Below are 12,024 nucleotides of genomic sequence, written 5' to 3'. Positions count from 1 at the left end.
CTCCTCGTTGTTTAGGAATGAACCAATTGTGCAGCAGTGCGTCCTTCCTCTTCACGCTCACCCTGTTCCAGCATGTAAGCATTACCGTAAATGTTCCGGATATCCGCTTCCGTAATCCGGGATGCCTGCCCGTCATACTGAATCATTCCGTGGCGAATCCCGATAATCCGTTCCCCGAAAGTGCGCGCATACTCCAGCTGGTGAAGATTGCAGACAATGGTCGTGCCTTTTTCCTCCTTGATTCGCTTGAGCAGCGAAAGGATTTCCAGACTGGTCACCGGATCCAGACTGGCAACAGGTTCATCGGCCAAAATCACCTGCGGATTTTGAAAAACGGCCCGGGCAATCCCGACCCTTTGCTTTTGTCCGCCGCTGAGCTGATCGACCCGTACATGGACCTTGTCCCCCAGTCCGACCAGTTCGATGGCTTCCGCTGCCTTGACGCGCTCCTCCCTGGAAAAAAAGACATTCCAGAAGGATTTTGTACCCAGGCTGCCCAGCAGGACGTTCTGCATCACGGACAGGTTGCCGATCACCTCGTAATGCTGGAAGATAAAGCCCACTTTTCTCCTTAATTCCCGGATGTTCTTTTGTGTATAGACCGTACCGTCCATTCGGATCTGTCCGCTTGTCGGCGCAAGCAAACCGTTGATGCAGCGCAGCAGCGTCGACTTCCCCGCCCCGCTGGAACCCAGGATGACGAGAAATTCCCGGTTATGAATGGAGAAGGTGACCTTGTCCAGAACGATATTTCCCCCGAATGCTTTGGTCAGTTCCTGAATCTCGATCAAGTATTGGATCACCTCACCTTGCGTGATTTACATGTTCCATCTTCGCATGGCTATGTTAATGCGAATCCTCACCTTTTATGAATAAATAGTTAATAAAACGAGCGTTTTTTAGATATCATTTATTCGATTTCGTAATAAATGATCTCGCTACTTTGCCCACCCTGGATAGCCGCCTGTGTCCTATTAAGAAAACCCGGAGCGAAGCTCCGGGCCTTTTTGCGTTAGAGGATATCCGAAAGTTTGTACTCATATCCATGCAATCCTTTGTAATACTCAGGGTACATGGGATTTCCGCAGTGCTCACAACCAAATTGAGGGGGGACAGATGGATCACCATCATCCATTGCATCAAAATCACGAACTACACTCAATGGAATTTCCTCTATTTCATGACACGTCAAACAGACATATTTGACGACTTCGTTCTTCTCTTGTTTCCTTCGGAAACTTTCGAGTAGTGCTTTGTGGTTTTTCTTTGCCTTTTTCTTTTTTGACACCTGTGAGATCTTCAATCATCCTTTCTAAACAACGCCTTGAAAGATCGCATGCAGCAAACGCGATCGTAAGTTGTCCATCTTTTAGGCAGACTTCTCCCTTGTATTCATAGTAACATTCGCATCTTGGGCAGACCATAGGATCTTTACCTGTGTGATGGATCAGCTTTTCTCTCCAGTTCCTACGACGAAGAGCTTGTTTTACTTTCACAACCCATTTTCTTACGGTTTTTTGCCATGCAGAAATAACCTTTTTGCAAAGGCTTTTGATTCTGCGCGAATAAACGCCGTAGTATCGAATCGTCTTGAAGCCCTCATCTGGAATATGCCGTATTAATCGTGCAATGAACTCCTCGACCGTGATGGTTTCTGTCTTCTCTTGTCCATCTGTCTTGTCATGGTAACGATACGTTACATACTGTCCGTCATATTCCTCGATCCGTCGGATCGCAATCGCAGGTCGACGAATATAACGGTGTAACCGCTAAACTAAAATTAACAAGAAACACGAAATAACTCTCAACACAAATTCCCTACTTTTCCCTCATCCGATATAATAGTGCTGGAATTTTTTTTAGATTTGGGTGAGGAGAATGAAATTTGCGGAAAGGTGGCCTATGTACATCGAAATCTATCAACTGAAACAGTTGGGGCTTACTGTTTCACAGATCGCTCGTAAATTGAAGATCTCGCGAAACACCGTGTACAAATACTTGCACATGTCACCGGAAGAGATGCAGGCCTTTATCGAATCGGTGAAGACGCGAAGAAAGAAACTGGATCCGGTTGAGCCCCAAGTTGTTCAGTGGTTGCGAGAATATCCCGATCTTTCAGCCGCTCAGATTCATGACTGGTTGAAGGAACGACGCTTGGATGCCAATGTCTGCGAGAGTACCGTGCGCAACTTTGTCCGGCGCTTGCGCGAGCAGCATGGCATGCCGAAAAGCAAACCGATCCGCCAGTACGAGGCAGTCGAAGATCCGCCCATGGGACAGCAGATGCAAGTGGATTTCGGCGAAACGAAAACCCGCGATCTTTATGGGCATCCCGTACGATTATGGTGCATCGCGTTCGTTTTATCCCATTCCAGGCACAAATACGTCGAATGGCAAGATCGGCCGTTCATCACAGTAGATGTTATTCGCTGTCACGAGAACGCCTTCGCATTTTTCGGCGGAATGACACGCGAAATCGTCTATGATCAGGATCATTTGCTGCTCGTCAGCGAGAACCACGGAGATCTGATCCTCACGGCCCAATTCGCCGCCTACGTCCGACAGCGTGGATTCCAGATTCGCATGTGCCGTAAGCAGGATCCGGAAAGTAAGGGTCGAGTGGAAAACGTCGTCGGTTTTGTGAAAAACAACTTCGCGCGTCATCGGATCTTTACCCACATCGACCGCTGGAACGAAGACTGCATGGATTGGTTGAACCGAACCGGAAATGGGCGGATGCATCACTCTACGAAAAAAATACCGGCAGAGGTGTTCGCCGAAGAGCGGCTCCATCTCCTGCCGGTTCCCGAAAAAATACAAACCGAATTTGCCCCCAGTATAACAAGACGGGTGCGAAAAGACAATACCGTTGTCTTTCAGGGGAACCGATACTCGCTGCCGCTTGGAACCTACACCGGTCCGGACACCTTCGTGGAGATCAAAGTAACGTCGGAGAAGCAGTTGCTGGCGTTTCACTCGGAAACCGGTGATGAATTGGCTCGTCATCCGCTGCATTCCGGTAAAGGGAAGCTGATCAAGAACACGAACCATGCCCGAGATCGTTCCAAAGGCATTGACACCTACATCGAACACGTAGCTGCCCGTTTTCCCGAGCCGGGACAAGCCCGATCCTATCTCACGATGATCCGGGAACGGAAACCGCGTTACATTCGGGATCAGTTACAGTGGATTGATAAGCACGCCAAAGACACAGATGCGGACGCACTTGCGAAAGCGCTGGCCTATTGTTTGAAACATCAACTCTACCAGGCCACGGATTTTGTGGACGCGCTGCACCATTTCGCTGAACGAAAACCGGGCGCGGAACCAACCATTCCCACAGACATCCGATTGTTGGAAGAGCCCCAGCGGCAGATGTTGAAGATGAAGCCGCAAATTCGTCCGTTTGAAGTATACCAAGCAATCCTGGAGGGATCGAGATGAGTGAAGTGACGATGGAACTGAAGTCCGTATTCAGCGCACTGCAGTTAACCGCCGCCGCTCAAGCACTGGACGAGCTTCTGATGGAAGCCGAAACCCGACAGTGGAGTTACCGCCAGTGTTTGCAGTGCGTACTTTCGTACGAATTGAAAAAACGGGAAGAAAAGCAGTTTGCCCGCCGATATAAACGTGCTGCTTTTCCGGAGCTGAAAACCCTGGATGAATTCCGGGTTGATCAACAGCCCTCGCTCGGAAAACGACAGCTGCAACAACTTCGGGAACTGATCTGGCTAGAACAGCATTACAACCTGCTGTTCCTCGGCCCGCCGGGCGTAGGAAAAACGCATCTGGCGATCGCATTGGGCGTTGAGGCGCTGAATCAAGGGTACAACGTCAGCTTCGCCACCATGGATCAGCTCTTGCAGCTGTTGAAAACGCAAGAGATTTCTCGGAACGCCCAACTGCGGGTGAACCGGATCGTGCGATCCGATCTGGTGATTGTGGACGATCTGATGTTCATGGCGCTGGATCGACAGGAAGCGCACTTGTTTTTCCAGTTGGTCAACAAGCTATACGGACAAGCATCTATCATTCTCACATCCAACAAAGGACCAGAAGAATGGGGAGATCTGCTTGGCGATCCCGCTGTCACCGCTGCTATTCTGGACCGCATCCTGCATCGAAGTGAGGTGATTCATCTGACGGGAGACAGTTATCGGATCAGGCACCGTGAAACCATATTTGGAAGTTACTAGTTGTTGAATATAAATTAGTGAAATTTGTTCAAAGATACTTGACGGTTACAAACGGCCAATATACCCCAATTGCGCCTTGATGTTCCCTTTTTGTTTTGGGGCATACACATAGAAGCCTTCTCCATTGGCAGAGTACTTTTTGCAAAAGTGGCTGTATTTTCTTTTTTTCTTCTTCCGATAACATTCGACGGATCAACTTCAACACAATGGTTTGCCACTGCTTGCGCAACATTTCAAACGGAATGAAATCATACGTTTTCCATTCCCCGTTGTTCTTCATTCCCCCCATGGTGACGAGCATGTGAAGGTGCGGATTAAAGTTCATCTTCGAACCAAATGTATGTAATCCGACAATAATCCCAGGAGTTACTTTATGTTTTTTCTCAAAATACTCTTTTACAAGCCGCGCCCCTTCATCCATAAAGACTTTTAGCAATTCACGATGCTTGAGGAAAACGACACGTAACCCCTCGTCAATCGTCAGGATCACATGACGATGATGTACCTGAAACACCTCTTCCTCCAAAAGGCGACTCCACTCCTCCGTCTCCCCAACCGAACAGGTAGTACAAAATCTCCCCTTGCACCGATAGGGAACTCTGCGTACATCATGACATCCTTCGCACACAAACAGCTTAAATCCTGTCCTTGGGTTACCACAATCTCGAAACTTTTCAACCTCTTTTATGACAACAGGTCGAATGTTCTTCTTGTGTTTTCTTACGAAAGCAGCCCAATTCTGATGTTCATCGAAAAAGATTCGCCACAAAATGTTAGTCTCCATGACTTCACCATAACAGAAAAAACTGAAAAAGGGGAAGCCTTCGGTTCCTCAAAATTTATAAATTCTTATACGTTAAGAAAACCTCTATCGAAGCCTTCTCGAGGAGGAACGTCCGCGTTTTAGCTGAAGGTTGTTCTTGCTGTATCAGGAAGCTGAGCCGTGAAGTTTATACTTTCTGATACAGTCAAAAAAGACACCCCTGTTTCAAACAGGGATGTCACTCGAAACTCTATACGGCTATTTCTCTTTCCTGATCACCAGCATTTGGTTGGTGTTTTTTTGAAATTCGTAAGGCACCCTCACTTCCTGGGCGGTCCATCCCAGGCGACGGATTTCCTCAATCAGTTGATCCAGGTATCCATATCTTTCACAAGCAAAATTGGTTGTGGGAAATATCCTGATTTCTTCTTTTGTCACCCGGATCAATTCCTTTAGCGCCTGCACATGAAAGGCGTAATCCAATTGATCTTCGTACAGGAACAAGAAATGGGCCGAAAGTGTCAGGTCGAACGCTTCATCCCGGAAAGGCAGAATGGGCAGAACAGCGGGAATATACCGATTCGGATTTCGTCTCATATCCGCGGTACAATCGCGCAATGCGGCCCTTCTCGCCTGTTTCAAATCGTCGACAGATTTGAAAGAATCCCACCGGAAATTTTTTTGAACCTCAGCCTTTTCCATATTCGAAATCGTGGTTTCCAAATCTTGAAGCCCTTTTTGTTCCAAAATTGTGACGGGGTGGTAGTAAGCGATATCACATGCCGTCACATCAAATCCCCGTTCGTTGCAGCCTGCCGTAAAGGAACAGGCACCGGCAGGACAGTCGAGAATCCTGCGCCCTGCCAAATCCGCCTCGACAAGATGAAACATCTGCATGTATTCATCCCAAACCCTGCCGATGAATACTATCCGGTCCAAATCCCATGAATGGCTTGATTCCATCTTTCTCATCTCCGCTCACCTTTCTTTTCTTCGCTTCTCAACTCAGCTCGTTTCATCCGGCAGAACTTCCGGATTCACTGATTGTATCACAGGAAAGCCTTCGTTTGACAGGTATTCATCTATTTTCACGCCCCTGGCTTTGATCAGGCAAGTTTCATCGCCCACAGCATTTTTTAAACTTTTTGCCGCTTCCGCAGGGGCATGGGTCATTTCTCCCCACTTTTTTTCTCGTCGCGAAATCGACCACCTCTGCCTTGGCAGCAGGAAGCGGACGCAAGGCCTTTTTTTCCTCGGCAAAAAGTTCATCTGGCGTGTGGCCCTTCAGAATCCATTGTCTGGTATGGTTGTGCAGCTCTACAATATGCCTCATGAATTCCTGAAGCATATCCACACTGTCGATCTCCATCTCTTGCTGAAACATGCCAAGCGTATCCTGCAGTTCCTCGCCATTCTGGATGGCATAGACACATTCTTCCACCAGTTGGTCTGCTTCTTCGCGCGTGATTACGTAATGGTTACAGAGAAACTGGACAAAAGCCTGGTATTGCGCATTCCGGTCGACATAACCCGGTTCCCCGGCACGCAGCAATTGCGTCTTGCTGAATGGGCGAAACGACAAATCCGGTCTCGCCCGGTGTTCTTGTTTCACGCGTTTTGGATCCCAGACGTCGGAGTGGGAAGTTGTGCCATCCAAATCGATACGAATGTTTTTTTCAAACTGCTCCGCTTCATATAGTACGAAAAGATACTCGATCGATTCTGGTTCTGCTTTGGCATGCTGCTTAAGAAGGCTTTGCAATTCAGTCAGACCCAATGTTCCGTAATAGTAGAGGCACCCATAGGTAATCTTAAGCCACTCTGTATTTCGGCGCACTTTTTCCTGCACAGCCGGGTCGCCGTCCGCTTGTCTGAAAGCCGCCAGAACTTCCTGGGGAATGACCAAGGTCTTTTTCCCTTGAATCGTCCCTGAAAAAACCAGCCCCCTGGAAATCCAATAAGACAACTGATCTGGCGTCAGCGAAACAAACCCGATTCCGCCCCCTTCTGCCAAGCGCTTCAGGATTTTGTAGCGTGATTCGTCCATCTTTCCCAACAGGCGGGGCAGTTTGGCGGGAATCTGCTGTACCAGTACGTCAATCAGTTCCTGTTTTCGCAAGGAACTGGCCCCCCTGACATCCAATGTCGTTCTGATTTTCGACAAGTCCTCTTTTGTCAGCCTGGAAAGAGCATCAGCCAGCGAGATTGGATGCTGCATTTTTGCCCAGCGCTTCGCCTCTGCTTTTGCTTCCAATTCTTCAATCGCTTCCTTCCACTGACCCAGACTCTCCAGAAACATCATCCTGGTTCGTTCATTTAGCAACAGCTTGTCCATGCTTCCATCCTCTCTCCCAAAAATCTCGCCGGCTCGAATTCCTCGCTGCCATCCTCTTTTATTCTACCGCAAACCCAAATACCCTCGTCCCCGGAAAAGAAGAACGGCCATTTGATCTTCTCATTTTTTCTGTTGACACCCCTGACACACACCTTGGCCAGGTGATGGAATATCACATATTTTTCACATCATTTCGCCATTTTTCTACGAAAGTCTCCTTCTGCAATCGGGCATGGAATCCGCAGACGCCGGTCATTTTCGTGTCGGCAAGAAACCGGGAGCTGGACAGGGGCGTCGGTTTGGAACCGGAAAGCGACGATGATCTGTCCAAGTCCTTTTTTCCCCGGGAGCTGGTCATTCGGACCGATCCCCAAGCATTCCGGATCGCCGCCTTCTCAGCCGCGATCCGGTCCTTGCTGCAACGCTTCCGTTACCCAATACAGACACTGGGACACTGCCAAGCCGCCGCTCAACGCAATGGTGACGCCGACGGTTTCCCAGATTTCCCTTTCCGACGCCCCTTCGTGGATCGCTTCCTGTACATGATAGCGGACACAATTGTCATCCCGATGGCTCATGCTGATCCCCAGCGCGATCAGGTGCTTCTGCTTTTTCTCGATCTCCCCCGCCTGAAAACAGGTCCCGGTCAACGCGTGATAAGGCTCCACGACTTCCGGCAGGTGTTCCTCCAAATGCTTGATCGATCGCTTGTAATTGTCGTCATTCATTATCGTTTCCTCCTGAAACAGCGTATTCAGGAAATAAACTTTACCGGCGCATCCAAAAGTATGCATCATCCGATGGCCGTTTCAGACTGCGGACCGATCGGCGTGCAACGCATGTCCGTCCCTAAAAAACAAGAACCTCTTGCCTGTTGTCCACCAGGTCGAGATGCGGCTCACCATTGGTAAAACGCAGGTATTTGTTCTGCTCGGGATCGTACCGAAAAGCAGCCTTGTTCAGCGAATGAAAGGTAATGTCAATGGTCGCCGCCGGTTCTCCCTCCGCAATGTCGGCGCCCTCGGGCAAAAAGGAAAAGCGAATCGGCTCCGATGTCTTCCGCATGCCCTTGTCGTCGATCGCCTGCCAGATCAGTTCCGGTTTGGTATAGAGATTATGCGGCGCCTTGCGGAACTGCTCCCGCCAGAAGTACTTGCCGTTGGGGATCTCGTCCACGTGGCTGTAGTCGGAACGGGACAGGGTGGCCAGGGCATCCGGGCTGCCTCCGGCGTGGATCAGAACCGCGTCGAAACCGACGCCCAGCTCGATGAAATACGGGCGGATGCTGCGAACCGGGCCGATCACTTCCGGCTTTTGGCTTTGAAAAACGGCGAGAAACCGGGTCATTTCCCCCTCCGCCAGCACTTCGTAAACCAGATCTGCCTGGTTCAAACCGGACTGCGGGCGAGCAGGCGGCGCGTTGTTGATCATCACCATGACGGGTCGCTGTTCCGGCGGCTGGTTGGTGCCAAGTCCTGTCAGCGGCGCCGTGTAAGCGAATTCGGGTTCTTTTTCAGGCTCAGGCGTTTCCACGGTCGGAGCGGGCGGCTGTTCCGGTGCGGGTGGTTGTTCGTTTTCTGCGGGTTGTCCGGTGCAGGCGGACAGCAGGGCCAACGTGGTGAGCAGCACCAGGGGCGTTTTCAGACGGCGTTGCATGGGATCGCTCCTTCCAGTTTTTCTCCCCTTCTTTTTTCACCACCATCCGGGTGAATCCTGCTTCCACATGTTTTCCACGATTCTCTTGCCTCCCTTCCACATATCGTCTTCCTCGCTGTGCTACAATGGAAGAATGACAGAATGAAGGCATACCTGATCAAAGTGAGGGATTCTCGCATGGACACTCCCTACCTCGTCTATCTGGTGGACGATGAAGCCAATCTTCGGCAGCTGCTTCAGTCGTACCTGGAAAGCGCCGGTCTGCAGGTGCGATCCTTTGCGACCGGAAGCGAAGTCGCGGCGGTGCTGGACGAAGCGGAGCAGCCTCATTTGTGGATTCTCGACATCATGCTGCCCGACATCGATGGCTATGAGCTCTTGCGCCTGATCCGCCGGAAGTCCGACGTGCCGATTATCTTCATCTCGGCACGCGATCAGGACATCGACAAGATCATCGGGTTGGAACTGGGCAGTGACGATTATCTGGCAAAGCCGTTTCTTCCCCGGGAACTGGTCATCCGGGCGAAAAAGCTGCTGCAGCGCACCTATGAAAAAGCGAGCCCGCTTCCCGCTGTGGCTTTGGGGCAAACTTTCCAGGACTGGGTGAGCATCGGCCCTTACCTGATCTCGGAAAAAGGGCGGCAGGTAAAGGAAGGCGACAAGCTGATCGAACTGACTACCAAGGAATTTGAGCTGATCATCTACTTTTTGCACAATCAGGGGATGGCGCTCAACCGGGAGCAAATTCTCGCATCGATCTGGGGAGAGGACTACATCGGTTCCGATCGGGCCGTTGACGATCTGGTCAAGCGCATTCGCAAAAAGATGAGCAAATTTCCGCTGGAGACGGTGTACGGCTACGGATACCGTCTGAACCGCCCATGATCCGATTCCGGCTGAAAGACCTGCCTCTCTCCCGGCAGATTCTCATCCTGTTCATGCTTTTGACCGGCGTGTTGGGCCTGGGCCTGGGTTTCGGCTATCCCTACGCCGTCAAGCAATACCTCGTCTCCAACACGTACCAGCTGCTGGAGGACGAGCTGCTCTCCCTGTCGGAACACATTACGTTCAACGAGAACCGCGAGTTGCTCCCGGTCCCGGCGGCAGCGCCCTACTTTCTCCAGCTGCTGCTGTCCCGCTACGAGTATTCGTTTGATATGATCATCTACGCGGAAGACGGCACCTACCTGGGCGGCCGCAGCAGCGAGCACATCTCCCACCGGGACAGACTGAGTCTCTTTCGGCAGGCCGCGAACCGGCCGAACGGACAGATCCAGCACGGCTCGCTGGAACGCGAACACGGCGATTTCCTGTTCGTCAGCAAAAAGATGGACTACCACGGCTTTCCCTACTACCTCGTGCTGTTTACCCGGGAACAGGCGCTCAACCAGATCAACTGGATCCTGACCCGCCAGTTTCTGGTCATTTTTGCCCTTCTCCTGCTGGTCAGCTGGCTGCTCGCCATCTGGTTCAGCGGCTACCTGAGCAAGCCTTTGCGCAAGCTGGAAGACCTGTGCAAAAAAATTGCCCGCCGCCAGTTCGATATCCCGCTGACGATGGACAGAGGAGACGAGATCGGGCAGCTGGCCCGTTCCTTTGACTCGATGAAAAATCAGTTGAAGGAATACGACGAATCGCAGCGCCATTTCATCCAGAACATTTCCCACGAGCTGAAGACCCCGATCATGGCGATCCAGGGTTATACGCAGGGACTGATGGAAGGCGTGTTTCAGGGGCCGCAGGCGGAAAAAGGGCTGTCGATCATCATGGAAGAAAGCAAGCGGTTGGAAAAAGTGGTGGGCCAGCTGCTGTACCTGACGAAAATTGAATCAGTCGCGCAGATGGTGCAGGTCGGGCGGGTCGATCTGAGCGAGATGTTCCCGCTGCTCAAATTGCGCCTCGCCGTGCTCAATCCCGCCATCGAATGGGAGCTGGACCTGCCGCCGGCACTGGTACTGAATGCGGACGGCGAGCAATTGGGCACCGCTTTTGTCAATATTTTGGAAAACCAGCTGCGCTACGCAAAAAGCCGCCTGACGATCACGGGCAGACAGGAAGGGACAAACGTGGTCGTGAAGATCACCAACGATGGGCCGCCCATCGAGGAAGCCCTGCTGCCGCAGCTGTTCCAGCGCTTTTGCAAGGGCAAATCCGGCAAGCACGGGCTCGGCCTGGCCATCACCCGCGCCGTGGTGGAGGCGCACGGCGGCACGATTCACGCCCAAAACGAACCGGAAGGGCCCAGCTTTGTGATCACGATCCCGGTGAAGGGGAACGAGTAAATGGGGAAGTCGCCCCCTGTCTGAATTTCATGCTTTCCACACAAACAAGACCGCTGACGAGTTTGCATCAGCGGTCTTGCTTTGGTGGCCTTACCCCTCTGGTGGCCTTGCCCTTCCATGGCATGCTAGGAAATCGCCGTATACGATTGCATGTACGCGATCAACTCGCTCGCATCGAGAACGTCGGCATATTTCTGTTCCATGTCAAACAGGCTTTGATCGTGTGAAGCAAGAGAACGATCACCGACAGCATCCCGGACGACGATGGGACGATAGCCGTACTGCAGTGCGTCCACCACGGATGCCCGCACGCATCCGCTTGTCGTGCAACCGGTGACAATCACCGTATCCACCCGGTTGACATTCAAGCGGGAAATCAGGTCCGTGCCGAAAAAAGCAGATGCATACTTCTTGTTGAGGATGACATCCCCTTTTTGGTAATGGAGCCGCGGGTCCAACTGTACAGCGTCCGTTCCGGATTTCAACGTTTTTAATCCTCCCATTTTTTCCAGCCAGATTCCGGAATCCTCCAAATTCTCCTCATACGCGATCGTCGTAAAGAAGACGGGCAGGTTTTTTTGGTGCGCCTCACGCAGCAACCGATTGGTGACTTCGATTTGTCGAGACAAATCGGAACCAAGAGGCATCGCCGGATCGGTAAAGCCCTTGATCACATCTACCACAAGGACACATGGCCTGTTCCCGATGCCGAGAGTTTGCCCAAAACCCCTTTCACGAAAGTTTTGCAAATCGTTTTGACGCTGAATGCTTTCCATTTATTTCCTCCTTTTT

10 protein-coding genes and 2 pseudogenes are annotated in these 12,024 nt (G+C 51.2%); 4 read left to right on the top strand and 8 right to left on the bottom strand.

The annotated features are described in order from the left end of the window. Positions 1–11: 11 nt before the first annotated feature. Entirely contained in the window at positions 12–791 is a 780-nt protein-coding gene (phnC, locus tag RGB73_RS03705; protein ID WP_310769261.1) for a phosphonate ABC transporter ATP-binding protein, read from the bottom strand. A 387-nt stretch (positions 792–1,178) separates the two neighbouring features. Then, positions 1,179–1,760 (bottom strand): annotated as a pseudogene (locus RGB73_RS30720) (transposase); the annotation flags it as partial. A gap of 142 nt (positions 1,761–1,902) precedes the next feature. On the opposite strand from RGB73_RS30720, the gene istA reads away from it, so the two are divergent. Together istA and istB are read left to right on the top strand one after the other, a co-directional pair. After that, the gene (istA, locus tag RGB73_RS03690; RefSeq protein ID WP_310769257.1) at positions 1,903–3,444 is read left to right on the top strand and encodes an IS21 family transposase; all 1,542 of its coding nucleotides are present in this window, start codon (positions 1,903–1,905) and stop codon (positions 3,442–3,444) included. Further along, positions 3,441–4,196: an IS21-like element helper ATPase IstB gene (gene istB, locus RGB73_RS03685; RefSeq protein WP_310769255.1), complete on the top strand. Its 756-nt coding sequence runs from the start codon at positions 3,441–3,443 to the stop codon at positions 4,194–4,196. Before istA ends, istB begins: the two co-directional genes overlap by 4 nt. A gap of 51 nt (positions 4,197–4,247) precedes the next feature. On the opposite strand, the pseudogene RGB73_RS30715 reads toward istB, so the two are convergent. The 5 genes and pseudogenes from RGB73_RS30715 to RGB73_RS03650 form a co-directional block, all read right to left on the bottom strand. After that, positions 4,248–4,980, bottom strand: a pseudogene (locus tag RGB73_RS30715) (IS91 family transposase); the annotation flags it as partial. A 237-nt stretch (positions 4,981–5,217) separates the two neighbouring features. Further along, complete coding sequence (locus tag RGB73_RS03670; protein WP_310769253.1) at positions 5,218–5,931, bottom strand: class I SAM-dependent methyltransferase; 714 nt, start codon at positions 5,929–5,931, stop codon at positions 5,218–5,220. Positions 5,932–6,076: 145 nt separating this feature from the next. Then, positions 6,077–7,294, bottom strand: a complete 1,218-nt coding sequence (locus RGB73_RS03665) for an SEC-C metal-binding domain-containing protein (RefSeq protein ID WP_310769251.1) — start codon at positions 7,292–7,294, stop codon at positions 6,077–6,079. Positions 7,295–7,689: 395 nt separating this feature from the next. Beyond that, a complete protein-coding gene (locus RGB73_RS03655) occupies positions 7,690–8,022 on the bottom strand; it encodes a carboxymuconolactone decarboxylase family protein (RefSeq protein WP_310769249.1) in 333 nt (110 codons plus the stop codon). 121 nt (positions 8,023–8,143) lie between these two features. Beyond that, entirely contained in the window at positions 8,144–8,950 is an 807-nt protein-coding gene (locus tag RGB73_RS03650) for a DUF3048 domain-containing protein (protein WP_310769247.1), read from the bottom strand. A gap of 177 nt (positions 8,951–9,127) precedes the next feature. Between RGB73_RS03650 and RGB73_RS03645 the strand changes: the two genes are divergently transcribed. Next, entirely contained in the window at positions 9,128–9,835 is a 708-nt protein-coding gene (locus RGB73_RS03645) for a response regulator transcription factor (RefSeq protein WP_310774110.1), read from the top strand. Continuing rightward, positions 9,832–11,232 carry a sensor histidine kinase gene (locus tag RGB73_RS03640; RefSeq protein ID WP_310769245.1) on the top strand — a complete coding sequence of 467 codons (1,401 nt, stop codon included), beginning with the start codon at positions 9,832–9,834 and terminating at the stop codon, positions 11,230–11,232. The genes RGB73_RS03645 and RGB73_RS03640 overlap by 4 nt, the downstream gene beginning before the upstream one ends. 125 nt (positions 11,233–11,357) lie before the next feature. Here RGB73_RS03640 and RGB73_RS03635 read toward each other — a convergent pair whose 3' ends face one another. Further along, positions 11,358–12,008, bottom strand: a complete 651-nt coding sequence (locus RGB73_RS03635) for an isochorismatase family protein (RefSeq protein ID WP_310769243.1) — start codon at positions 12,006–12,008, stop codon at positions 11,358–11,360. Positions 12,009–12,024 lie beyond the last annotated feature (16 nt).

The sequence above is a fragment of the Brevibacillus brevis genome (assembly GCF_031583145.1).
Taxonomy (GTDB): domain Bacteria; phylum Bacillota; class Bacilli; order Brevibacillales; family Brevibacillaceae; genus Brevibacillus; species Brevibacillus brevis_E.
The sequence above is the reverse complement of the archived record's forward strand: the minus strand, read 5'-3'. Positions and strand labels throughout refer to the sequence as shown.